Origin of the sequence: Roseibium sp. Sym1 (assembly GCF_027359675.1) — a bacterium.
Taxonomy (GTDB): Bacteria; Pseudomonadota; Alphaproteobacteria; order Rhizobiales; family Stappiaceae; genus Roseibium.
The window spans coordinates 199742-218929 of sequence record NZ_CP114786.1; the positions used below are offsets into that span (position 1 = coordinate 199742).

Annotated in this window: 15 protein-coding genes; 11 read left to right on the forward strand and 4 right to left on the reverse strand. The window is 62.5% G+C overall.

Annotation, left to right across the window (positions count from 1 at the left end):
- Positions 1–38 precede the first annotated feature (38 nt).
- Positions 39–914 (forward strand): TIGR01459 family HAD-type hydrolase, encoded by an 876-nt coding sequence (locus O6760_RS00920; RefSeq protein WP_269583618.1) that lies wholly within the window; start codon positions 39–41, stop codon positions 912–914.
- Positions 915–1104: 190 nt separating this feature from the next.
- Here O6760_RS00920 and O6760_RS00925 read toward each other — a convergent pair whose 3' ends face one another.
- Entirely contained in the window at positions 1105–1797 is a 693-nt protein-coding gene (locus O6760_RS00925) for a chemotaxis protein (RefSeq protein ID WP_269583619.1), read from the reverse strand.
- A 167-nt stretch (positions 1798–1964) separates the two neighbouring features.
- A complete protein-coding gene (locus tag O6760_RS00930; protein WP_006935666.1) occupies positions 1965–2348 on the reverse strand; it encodes a response regulator in 384 nt (127 codons plus the stop codon).
- Positions 2349–2599: 251 nt separating this feature from the next.
- Here O6760_RS00930 and O6760_RS00935 point away from each other — a divergent pair, with 251 nt between their 5' ends.
- From O6760_RS00935 to O6760_RS00945, 3 genes are all read left to right on the forward strand, one after another.
- Complete coding sequence (locus O6760_RS00935) at positions 2600–3046, forward strand: MaoC family dehydratase (RefSeq protein WP_269583620.1); 447 nt, start codon at positions 2600–2602, stop codon at positions 3044–3046.
- Between the two features lie 239 nt (positions 3047–3285).
- On the forward strand, positions 3286–4284 hold the full coding sequence (locus O6760_RS00940; RefSeq protein WP_269583621.1) for a bifunctional riboflavin kinase/FAD synthetase: 999 nt from the start codon (positions 3286–3288) through the stop codon (positions 4282–4284).
- Positions 4281–5222, forward strand: a complete 942-nt coding sequence (locus O6760_RS00945) for a DMT family transporter (protein ID WP_269583622.1) — start codon at positions 4281–4283, stop codon at positions 5220–5222. Before O6760_RS00940 ends, O6760_RS00945 begins: the two co-directional genes overlap by 4 nt.
- Here the strand turns inward: O6760_RS00945 and O6760_RS00950 are convergent.
- Positions 5198–6481, reverse strand: a complete 1284-nt coding sequence (locus O6760_RS00950; protein ID WP_269583623.1) for a glycosyltransferase family 87 protein — start codon at positions 6479–6481, stop codon at positions 5198–5200. The two genes, O6760_RS00945 and O6760_RS00950, sit on opposite strands and share 25 nt — an antisense overlap.
- A 382-nt stretch (positions 6482–6863) precedes the next feature.
- On the opposite strand from O6760_RS00950, the gene ileS reads away from it, so the two are divergent.
- The 5 genes from ileS (at position 6864) to O6760_RS00975 (ending at position 14329) form a co-directional block, all read left to right on the forward strand.
- Positions 6864–9824 (forward strand): isoleucine--tRNA ligase, encoded by a 2961-nt coding sequence (gene ileS, locus O6760_RS00955; RefSeq protein WP_269583624.1) that lies wholly within the window; start codon positions 6864–6866, stop codon positions 9822–9824.
- A 22-nt stretch (positions 9825–9846) separates the two neighbouring features.
- On the forward strand, positions 9847–10383 hold the full coding sequence (gene lspA / locus O6760_RS00960) for a signal peptidase II (RefSeq protein WP_269583625.1): 537 nt from the start codon (positions 9847–9849) through the stop codon (positions 10381–10383).
- Between the two features lie 77 nt (positions 10384–10460).
- The gene (locus O6760_RS00965) at positions 10461–11174 is read left to right on the forward strand and encodes a hypothetical protein (protein WP_269583626.1); all 714 of its coding nucleotides are present in this window, start codon (positions 10461–10463) and stop codon (positions 11172–11174) included.
- Between the two features lie 442 nt (positions 11175–11616).
- Complete coding sequence (locus O6760_RS00970) at positions 11617–13002, forward strand: M16 family metallopeptidase (protein WP_269583627.1); 1386 nt, start codon at positions 11617–11619, stop codon at positions 13000–13002.
- Positions 13003–13081: 79 nt separating this feature from the next.
- Positions 13082–14329: a M16 family metallopeptidase gene (locus tag O6760_RS00975; protein WP_442969908.1), complete on the forward strand. Its 1248-nt coding sequence runs from the start codon at positions 13082–13084 to the stop codon at positions 14327–14329.
- A 36-nt stretch (positions 14330–14365) separates the two neighbouring features.
- Here O6760_RS00975 and O6760_RS00980 read toward each other — a convergent pair whose 3' ends face one another.
- The gene (locus O6760_RS00980) at positions 14366–15919 is read right to left on the reverse strand and encodes an EAL domain-containing protein (protein WP_269583629.1); all 1554 of its coding nucleotides are present in this window, start codon (positions 15917–15919) and stop codon (positions 14366–14368) included.
- A gap of 356 nt (positions 15920–16275) precedes the next feature.
- Here O6760_RS00980 and O6760_RS00985 point away from each other — a divergent pair, with 356 nt between their 5' ends.
- A complete protein-coding gene (locus tag O6760_RS00985) occupies positions 16276–17118 on the forward strand; it encodes a hypothetical protein (protein WP_269583630.1) in 843 nt (280 codons plus the stop codon).
- Between the two features lie 372 nt (positions 17119–17490).
- Positions 17491–18978: a sigma-54 dependent transcriptional regulator gene (locus O6760_RS00990; RefSeq protein WP_442969843.1), complete on the forward strand. Its 1488-nt coding sequence runs from the start codon at positions 17491–17493 to the stop codon at positions 18976–18978.
- The last annotated feature ends 210 nt before the right edge of the window (positions 18979–19188 follow it).

Genomic DNA, 19188 nt, shown 5'->3' on the forward strand with positions numbered 1-19188 from the left:
ACAGCCTACCAGACCCACCTTGATCCGAGTGACCCGACATGACCGTTTCTGCACCGCTTCTTGTTGACGGGCTCAATGCCCTTGCGCCTTCCTACAAGGGCATCCTGTGTGATGTCTGGGGCGTGCTTCATAACGGTGTATCGGCTTTTGAAGGTGCGCACAAAGCCCTGAAGGCCTATCGCGAGGACACCGGCGGCAAGGTGGTCCTGATCACCAACGCCCCGCGTCCGGCAAAACAGGTCGGGGAAATGCTGGCCGAACTCGGAGTGCCGGACGGCACCTATGACGACATTGTCACTTCCGGGGACGTCACACGCGCCGTGCTGCAGGCCGAAGGCAAAAAGACACTGCTTCATATCGGTCCCAATCGGGACCAGCCGCTTTATCACAATCTCGAAGCGACCTTCACCCTGAAGGACGACGAAGCCGAAGGCATCAGCTGCACGGGACTGACCGACGACGAGGTCGAGACTCCCGACGATTACCGTGAGCGGCTTGAAAAGCTGGCCGCCCGGGGGCTGAAGATGATCTGCGCCAACCCGGACATTGTCGTGGAACGCGGCGACCGGCTGATCTGGTGCGCCGGTGCCCTTGCCCGTCTCTACGAAGATCTCGGCGGCGAAGTCGTCATCCTGGGCAAGCCGCATGCGCCGATCTACACGGCAGCCATGGAACGGCTGGCCAAACTGGCCGGCACCGAGGTGGCCAAGGAGGACGTGCTGGCGATTGGTGACGGCCTGCCGACGGATATTCGCGGCGCCGTCTCACAGGACATCGACGTGCTGTTCATCACCGCCGGCATTCACGCATCCGATTTCGGCCCGAGCGACGCTCCGGACGAACACCTCATCCGCCGCCGCCTCTCGGAAGAAGGCCTGCGCGCCCGCGCAGCCCTGCCGCGCCTCTGGTGGTAAAGCTCCACGCGGGCAGGAACCTGTCTCGGGTGCTTGTGCCCGCAAATGTCCGGGCTGCCAGCAGACCCGCCTGGCCTCACGGCACAGGACTCTACTGACATCACGATCGCGGAAGCGGCGGTGACCGCCCCCGCAAAACAAAAGGGCCCTCCGCCGGAGAGCCCTTCGAAATCTTGTCTTTGATGCCGGGTCAGTCGAACAGCTTGTCGATATCCGCCTGCGCGTCACCGAGCATGGCGTCGATGTCGTCCTGGGAGACGCCTTCGCCGGCATGCTGCGGGCCGTGCAGGATCAGTTCGCGCTGGCGGCGCTCCTCGTCAGTCTCGTTAAGGGCAACCTCGAGATCTGCCGGGATGCGCAGGTGTTCGATGAAGGAACTCACGCGCTCGTCGATATAGCGGAGTGTCGCCACGACCTTCGAAATGCGCTGTCCGGTGATGTCCTGGAAGGTGCAGGCCTCGAAAATTCCGATCATCTTGTTGCTGACCAGCTCCTGATACGCTTCCGCGTCGCTGGTATCCGCACCCATGATCTCCTCGGCCGCTTCCATGATGGAGTTGGTGGCCTCTTCCGTGGCCTCGACGATGGCGTCGAGTTCCCGCCCGGCATCCGGAATCTTGTTGCCGGTCATGTCATTGGCGCGCAACTGGGAGATTTCCTCCTTCATGCGCGTGATTTCCTTGGCAATCAGGGTCAGTTCTTCCGTGACGGCCGGCTGAACGGTCGACAGGAAATCATGCATGGAACCGGACATGACCTCGGCGAGGTGCATCACATCCGTGAGCGATACCTCGCCCTGCCGGTTCTTGTTTTCTTGCAGAAAGTCGATGACGCGGGCAATGTTTTCCTGCTTCATATTTGCCACCAGGTCCGGCCTTTCCATATGAGGCGTCCTCCCAAGAGCGATCCCGGAAGGAACCGCTATTACGTCGCGGATGCACCAAGACAGACCCGGCCTGCCTGCCCGGCAAGACCGTGCCGTTCTCTTGACACCCGTCTGGCACCGGCGGAGAGGCGGCTCGACACCGCGGCCCCGCCAGGTGCAAGAAATCAGTCGGAGAAGACCGCCTCGATCTTGCCTTTCAACGTCTGTGCGTTGAACGGCTTCACGATGTAGTTGTTCACGCCGGCCTTTTTGGCGGCGATGACGTTTTCCGTCTTGGATTCAGCCGTCACCATGATGAACGGTGTCTTGCTGAGGCTGCCGTCGGCACGAACCTGCTTGAGCAGTTCGTATCCGGTCATCGGCTCCATGTTCCAGTCGGAAATCACCAGGCCGTAACGGCGCTGCTTCATTTTTTCCAATGCTTCGGTGCCGTCCGCAGCGTCATCGATGTCTTCGAAACCAAGCTGCTTGAGCAGGTTCCGAATGATGCGAATCATCGTTTTGTAGTCATCGACCACGAGGACCGGCATCTGAAGATCAAGGGCCATTGTCTACTCCATACTGTCAAATTGCGCGGCCCCTGGCCGTGGGCCGTTGGATCGCGTTATGACTTCGAAGGAGAGTGACACATATTCTTGTGTCCTCACCTCCCCACACTCAACGCAATTTACCGGCCGCCCCTGAAAAGACCGTTAATAACAGGCGCTTTTTTCTTCGCCCAAAGCACAATTGCCAGAAATCCTTGCGCCGCCTAGCGTCCGCGTTGCTTAAAAGAAGACACTTCAGGGCGGAATTCTCAATGCTGGAACTTCAAAAACTGTGTTTCGAAGATCTCACGGTCGGGATGAGCGAAGAACTTGTAAAACACGTCAGTTCTTCTGATGTGGTCGGTTTTGCCGAAGTTTCCGGCGACAGAAACCCGATCCACCTGTCGGAGCATTTTGCCGCAAGAACACCGTTCAAGACCCGAATCGCCCACGGCCTCTACACGGCCAGCCTGATTTCCGCCGTGCTCGGCACCCGCCTACCCGGTCCGGGCGCGATCTACCTGTCCCAGACCCTCAATTTCAAGGCACCGGTCAAGATCGGCGACGACGTCAAGGTGACCGTGACCGTCGAGGAACTGATGGAACGCGGCAACCGCGCCCGGCTGTCCTGCATCTGCAGCGTGGACGACACCATCGTCCTCGAGGGCGAAGCGCTCGTCAAAGTGCCGAGCCGGGACGAGGACCGGTCCGGTCTTTGAGGCCCCGAACATCACTGCCTGATCGGTCGTAAGGACGGGTTTGCACCGGGCACGCGGGCTCGGCCGGGCGCGCCGTGCACTCTTCTTGCCGGCCATCTTGACCTTTCCAGTTGTTGACGGCAGGTTCCACGCCAGCGTCGGCGGCCGGTCCGGATGGACCGTGCCACGGCGGCTCTCTTTCCGGACATCAAGGCCTGGCCGAGCTGTCCCGGCCGACACGTTGCGCGAAGGTTTGCTGCATGAGCCCCTCTGATACCTCCAGGTTCCTGGTCGCCGAAAGCCTGGACAGCTTTCCGGCGACGCTGAAAGGCGGCATCGTCGCCATCGGGAATTTCGACGGTCTGCACCGGGGCCACCGGGCGGTGCTGGGCGCTGCAATGGGCCTCGGCCACGGCACGCACCACCCGGTCTATGCCATGAGTTTCGAGCCCCATCCGCGCAGCGTGTTCAATCCGTCCAGTCCGGTCTTCCGACTGACGCCCTATGCGCAGAAACTCGAGATGTTGCGCATTTGCGGCCTGGACGGTGCCCTGATCCTGCCCTTTACCCGGGACTTTGCCGGCATCGAGGCCAATGCCTTTGTCCAGGACATCCTGATCGGTACGCTCGGCATTTCCCACGCGGTCACCGGATACGACTTCCATTTCGGCCGCGCCCGCCAGGGCACCCCCGACTTTCTGCGCGACGCCGGCGCCCGGCACGGCTTCGGCGTCACCATCGTGCAGCGTGAAGAAGACGAGGGAGCGGAAGTCGTTTCCTCGACCCGTATCCGCGACTGTCTCGCGGCCGGCGACATTGCCCAGGCGAACGGTCTCCTGGGCTACCGGTGGTTCTTTGACGCCGAGGTCCGCCACGGCGACAAGCGCGGACGGGATCTCGGCTACCCCACGGCCAATCTGGCGCTGAGCGAGGACTGCCCGCTGAAACAGGGCATCTACGCGGTCAAGGTCCGGATCGGTGAAACCTGGCATGACGGCGTGGCGAGCCACGGCCGCCGGCCGACTTTCGACAATGGCGCCGCGCTGTTCGAAGTGCACCTGTTCGATTTTTCCGGGGATCTTTATGGCCAGACACTCCGGGTGCACCTCGTATCCTATCTTCGCGCCGAAGAAAAATTCGACAGCGCAGAGGCCCTGACCCGGCAGATGGATCAGGACAGCGCAGAGGCACGGGCCGCCCTGGCCGCGCTGCGGCCGTTGTCCGATATAGACCTGAAGCTGCTGGATTTCTCCGCGTGACAAGGTCTCCTGCCCCCGGGGCCATGGAGCAGAACCCGCTTCTGGCGATCGTCCTGATGAGCTCGGCCATGCTGATCGTGCCGGTGATGGACATCATCGCCAAATACCTGTCGGCCGACCTGCCGCCACTCGAAGTCACCTTCGGCCGGTTCTTCTTCCAGTTCCTGATCTGCCTTGTGCTGGCGATCGTCACCGGCCGGATCGCGGGCCTGCGCGGCAAGCAGCCCGTGATCAACTATCTGCGCGGTGTTTTCCTGGCGGCCGCCTCCCTGTGTTTTTTCACCGCTGTGAAATTCATGTCCGTCGCCACCGCGATCTCGATCTTCTTCATCGAGCCGATGGTGCTCACCATCCTCGCGGCGCTGATCCTGAAGGAACAGGTCGGTATCCGCCGGATCGGCGCCATTCTCGTCGGGCTTCTGGGCGCCATCATCATCCTCAGGCCGAACCTTGCCGAGATCGGACTGGTCAGCCTGCTGCCGGTGGCGACCGCCTTCCTGTTTTCCTTCTACCTGCTGCTGAACCGGCTCTATCCGGTGACCGACGGCCTCCTGACCATCCAGTTCAGCGCGGGGCTCTCCGGCTCCCTGATGCTGGGCGCGGCGCTGTTGATCGGCAACCTGGCCGGCTATGAGGGCATCGCTTTCGTGATGCCGTCCGGCAACCAGGCCGGACTGCTGGTGCTGATCGGACTGATTTCCTTTGCCGCCCACGGGCTGGTGGTCGCCGCGTTCCAGCGGGGCAACGCCAGCCTGCTGGCGCCGTTGCAATATATCGAGATCGTCAGCGCGACCCTGTTCGGCTACCAGGTGTTTGCCGATTTCCCGGACGGGCCGACCTGGATCGGCATCGCGCTGATCATCGGAAGCGGGCTCTACATCGCCCACCGGGAGCGCAAGCTGAAGAAGACGATTCAGGCCGTCGTCGCGGAAGTCTGAGGGCGCGTTTGTGCGGCGAGCGGCTTCAGGCGCGGATCCATCCGTCTGAGGCCCAGCCAGACGGTGACGAGCGGCAGGAGCGGTGCCACCGGCAGGTTCAGCCAGACCGCGAACGGGCTGGTAGAGGCGGACAGCACAATGACCAGCGCGAGCAGGGTCTTTTCGTAAGGCAGGAAGCCGGATTTCAGGCCCTCGCGGATCAGGAAGGCGCAGGGCACCACCAGAAGCGTCAGATCGTAGGAAAGCGCGAACGGCGTCACCAGCAGCGCGCCTCCGAGCAGCACCGGTGCGCGCACCGCCATCGCCTCGGACTTGCGCCATGCATGCCAGACACAGGCAAGCGACCCCAGGCCGACAGCGGCCTGGATGGCCATGGCCGCGACATGCGGTAGGCCAAGCAGGCGCAACCCGCCATAGACGGAAACCATCTTGCCCCATTCGACACCGCCGAGTTCCATCATCGCGGAGGCAACCGGCGCCTGTTGCCAGAACATCTGCCAGACCCCGACCCCCAGGACGGCGGCACTCAGTCCCGCGCAAACAAGCGTCGTCGCCGACGCGCTCAGGAAGGCGCGCCAGTTCCAGCTGGCGATCAGGGCCACCGGCGCCAGGATGCCGAGCTGCGGCTTGATGGTCAAAAGGCCGAGCGCGATGCCGGCCAGGATCATCCTCTGCCGTTCAACACCTACCAGGAAGAAACCGTAGAGCGCCGCCGTCAGCGCGGCGTTCTGGCCGTGAAAGGCATTGTTGGCACAGGCCGGTATGAGAATGAGACACGCGGCCAGAAGCCATTTTCCGGTGATCAGGCGGCAGGACAGCGCCAGCAGGAAGGTGGTCGCGATGATGAAGGCGGCAAAGGCGGCCTTGTAGGGCAGCAGCGCAAACACGGCCTGCACCATCTGGAATGTCGGCGGATAGAAGAAACCGAAGACCGTGTCGGACCCGGTATAGGCTTCCTGGATGGCCGCGAATTCCCGCGGGATATAGGCAAGTTCGGGCGTGCCGTTGAGCGCCTGGCCTCCGGCCAGCCAGAAACTCAGGTAGTCCATCAGCAGCGTGCCGTTGGGCGCCCCATAGGTGTTGGGAATGGCCAGCATCCAGATCAGGCCGGCGGCAAAGCCGATCGCCGAGCACAGGCAGGCAAACCCGATCCGGTCCCAGGTGAAATAGGCGCCGGCGCGCACGAACCGATGCCAGGCCCCGTCGGCCGGCCGCTCCCCGGTCACGGCGTCAGTCTCAAGCTTTGTGGAAGTGTCCATCTCGCCTGTTTCGTCCTGTCCAGTCCCCTTGTCCGGAGGTCATCAATGCCCGACAGACATTCATATTCGGTTACCCCTCCGCATTTTTCAGGAAAGGGCCGACGGGCCGGGCAAGACAAACCGCGGATGAATTTGCGGAACATCTTTATTCATCGGCGAAGTGCTGCTATGTCCCATGCCATGCATCACCAGGTTCTCATAATCATCGCCAGGCCGATGATCGCGACGACGCGAATTACTTGCCCGGCCTTCGGCTGACGCGATCTGCGCGGCGCCAGGGACCGGGATCTTCCTGTTTCTAGATTGCAGTCCCGCAAGGGACGGCAGTCCTTTTCCCATATGATTGCGGGCAAAGCGCCCGAACGACCGGATCGACTTGACGATGACCGAGACAGATAAACGCGACTATTCCGAAACGCTCAACCTGCCGCAGACAGACTTCCCGATGCGCGCCGGCCTTCCCAAGAAGGAGCCGGAAATCCTGGCCCGCTGGGAACAGCTCGAGGTTTACAAAAAGCTGCGCGAACAGGGCAAGGACCGCAGCAAGTTCGTGCTGCATGACGGCCCCCCCTATGCCAACGGCAACATCCATATCGGCCATGCCCTGAACAAGACGCTGAAGGACATCGTCACCCGCTCGATGCAGATGCTCGGCTACGAGAGCAACTACGTGCCGGGCTGGGACTGCCACGGCCTGCCGATCGAATGGAAGATCGAGGAACAGTACCGCGCCAAGGGCAAGAACAAGGACGAGGTGCCGATCAACGAGTTCCGCAAGGAATGCCGGGAATTCGCCGAGCACTGGATCGACGTCCAGCGCAAGGAGTTCAAGCGGCTCGGCATAGAGGGCGACTGGGACAACCCGTACCTGACCATGCGCTTTGAAAGCGAGGCGGTGATTGCCAACGAGCTGATGAAGTTCGCCATGTCCGGCCAGCTCTATCGCGGCTCCAAGCCGGTAATGTGGTCGGTCGTGGAAAAGACGGCCCTGGCCGAAGCCGAGATCGAATATCACGACCACAAGTCCGACATGATCTGGGTGAAATTCCCGATCGTGAGCGCCGGCGGCAGCGATGAAGCCGCCGTGGAAGAGCTGCTGGACTCGTCTGTCGTTATCTGGACGACCACGCCCTGGACCATCCCGGGCAACCGCGCGGTCTGCTTCTCCGCGCGCATCGCCTATTCCATCTATGAGGTCACACAGGACGGCCTGCCGGACGACAACTGGGTGCAGAAGGGCGACAAGCTGATCCTCGCGGATGCGCTGGCCGACGATGTCTTCAAGAATGCCCGCATCACCGATTTCACCAGGCTTCGCGCGGTGACGCCGGACGAACTGGACACCTTGACCCTGGCCCATCCGCTCGCGGAGCTGGACCTCGGCGGTTACGATTTCGATGTGCCGCTGCTCGACGGAGACCATGTGACGGACGATGCCGGTACCGGCTTCGTGCACACGGCGCCGGGCCACGGCGCGGACGACTTCGAGATCTGGATGGCCAAACGCACTGAGCTGGAAGGCCGCGGCATCAACACCGCGATCCCGTTCACGGTCGCCGATGACGGCTTCTACACCAAGGACGCGCCCGGCTTCGACGGCTGCGAGGTGATCACTCACAAGGGCGAGAAGGGCAAGGCCAACAAGGCGGTCATCGAGAAGCTGAAGGAAGCGGGCAACCTGATCGGCCTCGGCCGTCTGACCCACTCCTATCCGCATTCCTGGCGCTCCAAGAAGCCGGTGATCTTCCGCAACACGCCGCAGTGGTTCGTCTACATGGACAAGACGCTCGACGGCGAGGGAGACACCTTGCGCACACGCGCCCTGACGGGCATCGACAATACCCGTTTCGTGCCGGGCAGCGGCCAGAACCGCCTGCGCTCCATGATCGAGAACCGCCCGGACTGGGTGCTGTCGCGCCAGCGCGCCTGGGGCGTGCCGATCACCGTGTTCATCCACAAGGAAAGCGCCGAGATCCTGAAGGACGAAGCGGTCAACAAGCGCATCTTCGACGCCTTTGCCGCCGAGGGCGCGGACGCCTGGTTCGAGGACGGCGCCAGGGAACGGTTCCTGGGCAACGACTACAAGGCCGACGAGTGGGACATGGTCACCGACATCCTCGATGTCTGGTTCGATTCAGGCTCCACCCACGCCTTTGTCATGGAGGAGCGAGAAGATCTGTCGCCGAAGCGCAAGGTCGATGGCGGCGACGATTACGTGCTCTACCTGGAAGGCTCCGACCAGCATCGCGGCTGGTTCCATTCCTCGCTTCTGGAAAGCTGCGGCACCCGCGGCCGTCCGCCCTATGACGCGGTGCTGACCCACGGCTTCACCATGGCCGAGGACGGTCGCAAGATGTCCAAGTCGCTCGGCAACCAGGTGTTCCCGCAGGACATCATCAAGCAGTATGGCGCCGACATCCTGCGCTTGTGGGTGGCCTCGACCGATTACTGGGAAGACCAGCGGCTGGGTCAGGAAATCATCAAGACCAATGTCGACAGCTACCGCAAGCTGCGCAACACCCTGCGCTGGATGCTGGGGTCGCTCGCCCATGCCAAGGGAGAAGAGGTCGCCCATGACGACATGCCGGAGCTGGAGCGGCTGATGCTGCACCGGCTGGCCGAGCTCGACACGCTGGTGCGCGAAGCCTATTGGGAGTTCGACTACAAGAAGATCACCCACCAGCTGTTCACCTTCATGACGGTGGAGCTGTCGGCGTTCTATTTCGACATCCGCAAGGACGCGCTTTACTGCGACGCCGCCTCGTCGACCCGCCGCAAGGCCGCTCTCTACGTGATCGACAAGCTGTTCAACTGCCTGGTCACCTGGATGGCGCCGATGCTGCCCTTCACCATGGACGAGACCTGGACCTCGCGTTACGGCGAGGGCTCCTGTGTCCACCTGGAACAGTTCCCCGTGGTGCCTTCGGAGTGGCGCGACGATGCGCTGGCGGCCAAGTGGGCCAAGATCAAGACCGTCCGCCGGGTGATCACCGGGGCGCTCGAAGTGGAACGCCGCGAAAAGCGCATCGGCTCCTCGCTCGAGGCCCATCCGGTGGTGCATGTCACCGATCCGGAGCTGATGGCGGCGCTGGAAGGCAAGGACATGGCGGATATCGCCATCACCAGCCAGCTGACGCTGTCCGCCGATCCGGCCCCGGAAGGCGCCTTCACGCTCGACGACACAAAGGGTGTGGCCGTCGTGCCGGCACTTGCCGAAGGCACAAAATGCGCCCGCTCCTGGAAGATCCTTCCCGAGGTCGGCTCCGATCCGGACTATCCGGACGTGACCCCGCGCGACGCCGAAGCGCTCCGGGAATGGGACGCGGCACATGTCGCGGCCTGATCGAAAGGTGTTCTGAAGGCTCATGACCGACACCGACAAGTCCGGTTCCTCCGTTGCGAAACGGCCCCTTTTCTGGGGCCGTTTCAGCAGCTTCGTGCTCCTGGTTGCCCTTGCCGGCCTGGTTCTGGACCAGGGCACCAAGGTGTGGCTCGTGCATGGATATGACCTTCAGCTGAACGGGCCGGTCGACCTTTTGCCGGTTCTCGAAATCGTGCTCGTCTGGAACAGGGGCATTTCCTACGGCCTCTTTCAGCAACACAGCGAGCTCGGCCGCTGGCTTCTCGCAGGTCTCACCGTGGCGGTGACCGTCGGACTTTGGATCTGGTCGGCCCGCAGCACCTCGCGGCTGGTTGCCCTCGCGCTGGCCCTGGTCATTGGCGGAGCACTCGGCAACGGCATCGACAGGCTCTGGTATGGCGCCGTGGTCGACTTCGTGCATTTCCACGCAGGCACCTTCTCCTGGTACGTGTTCAACCTGGCGGATGTGTGGATCATTGCGGGCGTGGCCGGTCTCCTGTATGACAGTTTTCGAAATGGTCCTAATTCAGCCGCAAAATAGCGGTTTAAGATCGGACTGAATGTGTCGCGTGCATGTTTGCACCGGCGACAAAAGCTAGATTGAGCAGGGAGTCTGCAGTGGCGCGGACGATGTTTGGTATCGTGAAGAAGACACTGGCAGTTGTGCTCCTGGGAGCGCTGACCGCCTGCCAGGCTGCCGATGGCACCAGCCAGGCACCGGATGTCGCTCTCGTGAATTCGGTCATGAAAGGCCTTGGCGCCGTAGATCCGAACGAAAAACCAATTGATTACAAACCGCGTGCGCCGCTGGCCATGCCGACCGAACCGGCAAAGCTTCCCGAGCCTGAAACCAACGTGGCCGGCATCAACTCCGAAGACTGGCCGAAAAGCCCGAAAAACCAGCAGCTCACCGAACTGGAAGAGCTCTATGCCAGTTCCGGCAAGCGCGGCAGCATGAACTCCGAACCGCTGACCCCGGAGCAGATGCGCGGCTTCAAGATCACCGGCGTGACCGGACAGCCCAGAAACCTGGAAGAAGATCGCCGGTTCAACGAAATCACCGAAGGCGACAAGCTCAGCCGCGCCGAGCAGCGCGAGGAATGGGAGCGCCTGCAGAAGCTGAAGAGCCAGCAGGCCGGCATCGACCAGAGCGGTCTGGCAACGCGCCGTTACCTGACCGAGCCGCCCACCGATTTCAGCACACCGTCGCCGGACGCTCCGATGCCTGAAATCGTGAGGAAGAAAGACAAGAAGCCGACCAACTACGATCCATACAACTCCGAGCCGATCGATCCCCGGTGCCTGAATGGTGACACGTCGCACTGCAAGTAACCAGCCGGTCCCGGTCAATCTGACGCGTCTTCCGGATCAGACTTGATGTTTCTTTCCGTTCAAGGAGCCGCCACCCCCCGTTGGCGGCTTCTTTGGTTTTGGCGCGAGAAAGCACATCCGGTCCCGGGTCCCCACGCGCCTTGCAACAAACTGCGGTGACTGGAATGCCGCTGCGATACGGGCCGGGTTCAGGCCCGGTTCCGCTGGATGGAAGGCCGCAGCGCCGGCAGTGCCCCATTTTCGTTGCATATCCAGAGAATAACAAAATTGTAACGGGACCTTCCGTCCCTGAAACCTATATTGATAGACGATTGAAAAAATCCCAGGCACCAGTCGCCTTGAAAGGGAGCTGCACGTGAACCCATCCACCAAACGGCATCCGCACACGTCCGCACTTCGCCTCGGGCGATCGGCTGCCCTAGTGCTCATCCCGGTGTTTCTCATGAGCGGCGTCGCTCTGGTCAAACCGACGGCCGCATTTGCCAAGGCCGGCCCTTCGGCGGATATCCGCATTGCACCCAACCTGGAAAGCTTCACGCTCGAGAACGGGCTTCAGGTGGTCGTCATCCCGGATCGCAGGGCTCCGGTCGTCACGCACATGATCTGGTACAAGGTCGGATCGGCGGACGAGCCGGAGGGCCAGTCGGGTGTCGCCCATTTCCTCGAGCACCTGATGTTCAAGGGAACGACCGACTATCCCGACGGCATCTTCTCCAAGATGGTTGCCGAACGCGGCGGACAGGAAAACGCCTTCACCAGCACGGACTACACCGCCTATTTTCAGCGGGTGGCGAAGGAACACCTGCCGCTGATGATGAAACTGGAAGCCGACCGGATGGAACACCTGGTGCTGACCGAGGACGTCGTGGCACCGGAGCGCGACGTGGTGCTTGAAGAGCGGCGCATGCGCGTGGACAGCGAGCCCGGTTCCCGCCTGCGGGAAGCCCTCAATGCGATCACCTTCGTCAACCACCCCTACGGATCGCCGGTCATCGGCTGGGAAAGTGAAATCGAGGCCTTGAACAAGGACTCCGCCCTCGCATTCTATGACCGGTTCTATACCCCCAACAACGCGGTTCTCGTTGTCGCCGGCGACGTCGATGTGGACGACGTCCGCCGCATAGCGACGGAAACCTACGGCAAGGTACCGCGGCGCGCCGAGCCAGGTGTACGCGTTCGCCCTGCCGAGCCCCCCTTGTCCGGCGAACGCCGCATCGCCGTCAGCGATCCGCGCGTTCGTCAGGAGTCCCTTTCCCAGACCTGGATCGTGCCGAGCCAGTCGACCGGTACGGGCCAGACACCCGAGGCTCTCGACGTGCTGGCCTATATTCTCGGTGAAGGCCCTTCGAGCCGGCTGCACAAGTCACTTGTCCTTGAAAAGGAAGCGGCGCTTGGAGCCGGTGCCTACTACCAGGGCAACGCACTCGATGACGGCCGTTTCGGCGTCTACGCCTCGCCGCGTCCCGGCCACACGCTGGAAGACATGGAACGTCTCATTTCCGAGGAAATCGAAACCCTGTTGAAGACGGGCGTTACCGAGGAGGAGGTCGAACGGGCCAAGAACTCCATGGTCGCCGGCGCGATCTATGCGCAGGACAACCAGTCCGGGCTGGCCCGCCTTTTCGGCAGCGCGCTGACAACCGGGCTGACGATCGAAGACGTCCAGACCTGGCCGGCACAGGTCAGCCGGGTCACGCCCGACGATGTCCTTGACGCGGCGCGGGCCTATCTGGAAGGCCGCCCTGTCACCGGTGAGCTGCGCGTGGCTCCGCCAAACGTTCCCGACGCCGCCCAGACCAGCGCCGAAAAATTGAAGGACAAGTCCTGACATGGCCAACCCGATTACGGCACGCGGCTTTCTCGCCCTTATCTGCCTGACACTCGTGGCATTCGCCGCACCGGTCCGCATGGCTCAGGCCGTCGAAATCCAGGAAGTGACCAGCCCCGGCGGCATCAAGGCCTGGCTGGTCGAGGATCACACCGTTCCCCTGGTCGCGCTGAACTTCTCCTTCGAGGGCGGCAGTGCCCAGGACCCCGCCGGCAAGGAAGGCCTGACCCGGCTCCTGGCCGCGACGCTCGACGAGGGCGCGGGCGACCTGGACTCCGAGACCTTCCAGGCCCGGCTCGAGGACCTTGCCGTGAGCATCAGCTTCAGCACCGGCAAGGACCGCTTCTACGGCAGCTTGCGCACGCTGACGCCGACCCTGCAGGAGGCCTCCGACCTGCTGGCGCTCGCGGTCAACCAACCGCGTTTCGACGACACGCCGGTTGAGCGGATGAAAGCCCAGCTGGTCACACGGGCACGGCGCAACGAGAGCGACCCGGACGCCATTGCCGGCCGGTCCCTGGCCAACGCCATGTTTGGAGAGCATCCCTATGCCCGGCCGACCCTGGGCACCGTCGGCTCGCTGGAGCAACTGACCCCGGCGGATCTGGAAAACCATCAGGAAAGGCTCCTTGCCCGGGACGGCCTGACAATCGGCGTGGTTGGCGCAATCGACGCCGAGACCCTCGCCGCGATCCTCGACAAGGTCTTTGCGAACCTGCCCGAGCGGGCCGATCTGGTCCCGGTTGCGGAACTGGCTCCCTCCTTCGGCAACACCGTCAGCGACGACCTGGCGGTTCCCCAGACCACAATCCTGCTGGGTCTGCCGGGACTGAAACGGAATGATCCGGATTATCAGGCCGCCTATGTCATGAACCACATTCTGGGCGGCGGCACCTTCACGTCCTGGATGTACCAGGAAGTGCGAGAGAAGCGCGGCCTGTCCTACAGCACGGGCACATCCCTGTCGCCTTATGCCCATACCGGCCTTTTGATAGCGTCCGCCGCCACCAAGGCGGACAGGGCCGGAGAGACGGTCGAGGTGATGCTCAACCAGTTGCAGCGCATGGCCGAGGACGGTCCGCGGGAAGAGGAGCTGCGTGCCGCCAAGCAGTATCTGACCGGATCCTACGCGCTGCGTTTCGACAGCTCCGGCAAGATCGCCCGGCAACTTGTCGCCCTGCAGAACGCGGATCTCGGCATCGACTATTTCGACCGCCGCAACAGCGAGATAGAGGCGATCACCCTGGCTGATATCCAAAGGGTCGCCAAACGTCTTCTGGCGGAGAAAAACCCGACCATCGTTACGGTCGGACCGAAGCAGGGTTGAGCAAAATCAGGCTTGGTAGAGTATCGAAGCGGCGGGTCAGCCCGCCGCCGACCGTCTCGGCCCGGGTGCCGGGGCACCTTGTAGCACCTCGGCGCGCACCGGCCGCGGTGGTGAGAACAGGGTTCCCTGCGCCAATTGCACGTCGTAATCCAGCAGCTCGAGAACCTGGGATTCCGTTTCGACGTGATCGGTGATGAGTTCCATGCCGTAGCGATGCAGCAGGTCGCCAAAATCCGACGGGTGGATGTGGCCATGCTTGGCTTCACGGCGGCCGATCAAGTAGTCGGCATGGAGCTTGCCGTATTTGAACCCGCGTCCGGCCAGTGAATTGAAATCCATCTTCATGTCCGAGATCCGGTCGATGGAGAAGCGGAAACCGAGATCGTAGAGCGCGCTCAGGCTTTCCAGTTCCATGGCCCCCATCTCGGCGACATCATCCTGCGAGAATTCAAACACCAGCACGTCGGCAAAGTTCTGGTTGGCCTTGACGAATTCCAGGAAGCCCGGGAAGAAGGTTTCGTCGACCAGGGACAAGGACGAAATGTTGCAGAACAGGATGGCGTTGCGGTTGCGCGAGGTCAGCCGGCGGACGACCTGGATCGAGCGGAACAGCAACAGGTTGTCTATGCGCGCGATCTGACCGGACAGGACAGCTTCCGGCAGGAACGTCGCCGCGTCGATCAGGTTGCCCTGGGTATCGCGCAGACGCGTGAAAGCCTCGTAATACTTCACCTGGCGCTGCGGCAGCGTCACGATCGGCTGCAAGTGCAGTTCCACCCGGTTGGCATTGAGCGCGGACGTGATCAGCTCCCGCATGGCCATGTTCGGCTGCGGTTTTTCCGGCGCCGGCATCATGACCGGGTCTTCGGACATTTGCGGCGCATTTTCCGCAAGCTGCTCACCTTGGGGCTCTCCGTCATAATGACCGGAGTGCGGATAAGCGCTGAGATGGGCCTGTTCGGCAGCCTGCCGAGGTGCGTGCACGCCATATCGGTGGTCAAGCTCGCTCATGCCGCGATGTGCCGGAGCCGGCGCGACCGCATAAGGGTCCTGCTGGTCCCGCGCTGCTTCCGGCGGCGGTGCGAACTGCGCGGCAGGCTCCACATGCTGCTGCATCGGCGGCCAGTCCCGGGGGGACGGATAAGCCTGTTGCGGAGCCGGCTGGTGCGGCGCTGCCGGTGCGTAGCGCGGCAGGCTCGGAGCCTGTGGCGGCGGCGCAAGCGCCTGCTGGTCCTCGACCTTCGCTTCCAGGTCCGACATGGCCTCGGCCATCTGCTTGACCAGGGTGCCCAGGACCTCGACCTCCGCGAACAGCGGATCGATCTCCGCGCGTGTCCGGCGCGGTGCGGAGTGCTCCATGCCCGTCAGGCGGCCTTCCAGATTGCCGACATCCTCGTCCAGGTCCGCCATGCGTTCCTCGAGCCGGTCAACCGCCTCGTTGACGGCGCCGCGGTCACGTGCCCGGCCGATGAGAAGATGAAACAGGATCATGGTGCACATGAGTGCGAGGGACAGGGACACGGCTTCGCCCAGGGGACGGCCGAACTGGAACACCAGCACCGTCGCCGACGACAGCGCAATCACGGCCATGCATACTGCTACAAAGATGGTCCCTGTCCGGCCCATGGCGATTAAATGTTCCAACCCGAATCAAAAGTTACTGCTTAATCATGCCTTAAGAACCAGTCGGCACCGAATCCGCAACCCGCATTCGGGCATGAAATCCGGAACTTGTCCCCGGTTATGGCTTTCCCGCACGCAATTCGGCGGCCGTCAGGCGCCGCTGCAACACGCTACGTCCGGGCAAAGATCGGGCCACCCGTTTGGCAGCCGCGGGCCCGGCCCGAGCCATTTGGACTTTCCAAGCCAGGTAGCTTCCGCTAATCTTACGCAAGGGAAGTTGTGTCTTGGCAATGATTTTTTAGCTGTTTTTCATGGGGGCCGGTATGCAGGCAGCCGGACGGACATCCCGTCGTGTTCCACACGGCACCGCGCGGAACACACGGAAAGACGAATGCGTTCAGGACCAGAGCGCACCGCTTTCCTGTGCCCAAGATCCCCCCGACGCGCGTATCAGCACCAACCCCCCGCAGCCGGACAAGGCTTTTCCCACGCCCGACCCGCCCTCTGCGGACCCTGACATTTCCCCGGAACGCATTCAGGCAGCGCTTGTAACAGCGCTTCAAAGCCGCGAATTTCAATCCGCGCCGCAGTTGCGCGCCTTTCTCGGATTTGTGGTCCGCGCCACCTTGAACAACGAACAGGAAAAGCTGAAGGGCTACACGATCGCCGTGGAGGCCCTTGGCCGGCCGGAAGACTTCAATCCCGTTACCGACCCGATTGTAAGGGTCGAGGCGGCCCGTCTGCGCCGGCGTCTGGAAAAATACTATTCCGGTACGGGCGCGGGCGAAACGGTGCGCATGGTCATTCGCAAGGGCAGTTACGCACCGGAGTTCTTTCTGCACGAACTCACAAAGCTGCGCGACCAGCCCGCAGGCGATGTGCTCGCCCTTCAGGAAGAGGAGGCTCACTTCTCGCCTGCTCCTGCCGTCGACCAGATCGGACAGGATGGCGAAACGGCAACGCCGGTTCGACACGCCCTCCCCGGGCCGGACGCCATCATGCAGGAGAAAACCGTCACCGTGCCGCAAGACTTCCGGCCACGCGACAGGTTCGGCCGGTTTCTCCTGCAGCTCGCTCAGCTCGCGCGGCGACCGGTGCCGCTGCAGCTGACACTTCTCGTCGGCATCGTCTGTTTTCTCGCCGGCTATCTGATTGCCGCGGATTAGGTGACAGCCCGTATCCAAGGCGGGAAAGCGCGCTGGCTTGTTGGGGTCAAGCTTTCACAACACGGGCGCCAGTCGCTTCATGAGCGATCCGGAGAACGCCGATCGGGCGTTGAACAGCCGCGTCAAACCCTTTGCGCCACGGCCGGCTCGGTGCTGCGGGCTTGTCCTCGCGTTTCCGTGCCAGACCGACGCCTGAAAGCACAATTTTTCGGGTCCGTACCCCAATATTCGCAGAAACCGGCCCCCTGCCCTCCTATTTCCGCAAATTGCACCGTCTGACAACGCTTTGTTTACCCTGTTCGAAGAATTATCAGATTGACGAATCTTTCGATATTCGAAGGACCCGGTTCGCAGAATGGGAGTTGCCCAGCAATGGGGAGTAAAGAGGGCAAAGAATTGCCTGCAATCGTACGTGTGCTGGATGCGTCAGCGACTGAAGCCGCACGCACATCCGCGGTTTGTGCCAAACTTTCAGCGGCCTGCACGGACCCCATTCTCTACACGGAGTCGGCTTCCTGCCTCCAGGATCTGGCCGACAAGACCACCGACTTGCTGATCATTGACCTGGAAACCATTGGCGGTGACGACGCGCTGGAAGCCTACGCGGTGCGCTGTCCCAAGGCGGTCATCATAGCCGTTTCCGCGAAAGGATCGGTTTCACGGGCCGTTGGCGCGATGCGTGCCGGAGCACATGACTTTCTCACCAAGCCGTTCTCCCTGGACGCCTTGGCATCGAAGATCATGTTCCAGCTCCAGCAGCGCCGTCCGGCATCGGCGGCGGCCGCCACGGCTCCTCCTGCGCCGAAGGAGCCGTCAACGCTCCGGCAGGAGACCGCATCTTCCCGGCCGCAGCTGAACAGGCAGACCGGTGCCGGCCAGAACCAGCTCATCGGCGTCTCGGCGCAAATGCGGGACATTCACGACCAGATCGGACGCATGGCGCCCTCTCAGGCGCCGGTCTTCATCACCGGCGAATCCGGGACGGGCAAGGAACTGTGCGCCCACGCCGTGCACACCCGGTCCGAGCGGCGCAACAACCGCTTTGTGACCCTGAATTGCGCCGCCATCCCCCGGGACCTCATCGAAAGCGAAATCTTCGGTTACGTGCGCGGGGCCTTTACGGGCGCGACCGACAACCGCGCCGGCGCCGCGGAACAGGCCGATGGCGGCACGCTGTTTCTTGACGAGATCGGCGAGATGGACCTTCTGCTGCAGAGCAAGTTGCTGCGCTTCCTGCAGACCGGCAGCTTTCAACGGCTCGGCGACACCAGCACCCGCAAGGTCGATGCGCGCATTATCTGCGCCACCAACCGCAATCCGGTGACGGAAATTTCCGCGGGCCGGTTCCGCGAAGACCTTTATTACCGCCTCCACGTGCTGCCGGTCCACCTGCCACCGCTTCGGGAACGCCGCGACGACATCCTGCCGCTGGCGCAGGCTTTCCTCGACCGCTATTCGAACGAGGAACGGCGCGCCTTCAAGGGCTTCGACGCGGATGCCGAAGCCCGCATCATCACCTATCCATGGCCCGGCAACGTGCGTCAGCTCGAGAACACGATCAGGCAGATCGTCGTCATGAATGACGGCGCGGCTGTCACTTACGACATGTTGCCCCTGATGATCCGGGACCAGAGCACCCGTCCGAATGCCATCATCGACCTGTCGCGGGAAAGGTCGCGCGCGGCGCCTCCGAGCCGCCCGTTCGGCACGATCGAGCCGCTGTGGGCGCAAGAGCGGCGGATCATCGAGGACGCGCTCGATGCATTTGACGGCAATATCGCCATGGCGGCCGCCGCACTGGAGATCAGTCCGTCGACCATCTACCGCAAGCGCCAGTCCTGGTCCTCCCGCAGTCTTTGACGCACCGGGGAGGACCGCCGCATTCCGGAAGGGCGGCCTGGGCACGCGATCCCTCATCGGGTTGTATCTTTTCACGTGCAAATTACCGTTTCTCGTTCGCTCCGGTGTTTACCGCGTTGCACGCCCTGTCTTGTGTAATCGGGCAAGTCGGTCTATATCGGCAAAAAATCGCTGAAAACGAAAAGATTTAAAGGCGTGCGGGGAAAATGA

Bases quoted from the DNA above. Each gene is read 5' to 3' on its own strand.
- O6760_RS00990 (WP_442969843.1), top strand. From the start codon at position 17,491: ATGGGGAGTAAAGAGGGCAAAGAATTGCCTGCAATCGTACGTGTGCTG.
- O6760_RS00930 (WP_006935666.1), bottom strand. From the start codon at position 2,348: ATGGCCCTTGATCTTCAGATGCCGGTCCTCGTGGTCGATGACTACAAA.
- O6760_RS00980 (WP_269583629.1), bottom strand. From the start codon at position 15,919: ATGGCCGTGATTGCGCTGTCGTCGGCGACGGTGCTGGTGTTCCAGTTC.
- O6760_RS00925 (WP_269583619.1), bottom strand. From the start codon at position 1,797: ATGGAAAGGCCGGACCTGGTGGCAAATATGAAGCAGGAAAACATTGCC.
- O6760_RS00935 (WP_269583620.1), top strand. From the start codon at position 2,600: ATGCTGGAACTTCAAAAACTGTGTTTCGAAGATCTCACGGTCGGGATG.
- O6760_RS00975 (WP_442969908.1), top strand. From the start codon at position 13,082: ATGGCTCAGGCCGTCGAAATCCAGGAAGTGACCAGCCCCGGCGGCATC.
- O6760_RS00985 (WP_269583630.1), top strand. From the start codon at position 16,276: ATGCAGGCAGCCGGACGGACATCCCGTCGTGTTCCACACGGCACCGCG.
- O6760_RS00940 (WP_269583621.1), top strand. From the start codon at position 3,286: ATGAGCCCCTCTGATACCTCCAGGTTCCTGGTCGCCGAAAGCCTGGAC.
- lspA (WP_269583625.1), top strand. From the start codon at position 9,847: ATGACCGACACCGACAAGTCCGGTTCCTCCGTTGCGAAACGGCCCCTT.
- O6760_RS00920 (WP_269583618.1), top strand. From the start codon at position 39: ATGACCGTTTCTGCACCGCTTCTTGTTGACGGGCTCAATGCCCTTGCG.
- ileS (WP_269583624.1), top strand. From the start codon at position 6,864: ATGACCGAGACAGATAAACGCGACTATTCCGAAACGCTCAACCTGCCG.
- O6760_RS00970 (WP_269583627.1), top strand. From the start codon at position 11,617: ATGAGCGGCGTCGCTCTGGTCAAACCGACGGCCGCATTTGCCAAGGCC.
- O6760_RS00950 (WP_269583623.1), bottom strand. From the start codon at position 6,481: ATGGACACTTCCACAAAGCTTGAGACTGACGCCGTGACCGGGGAGCGG.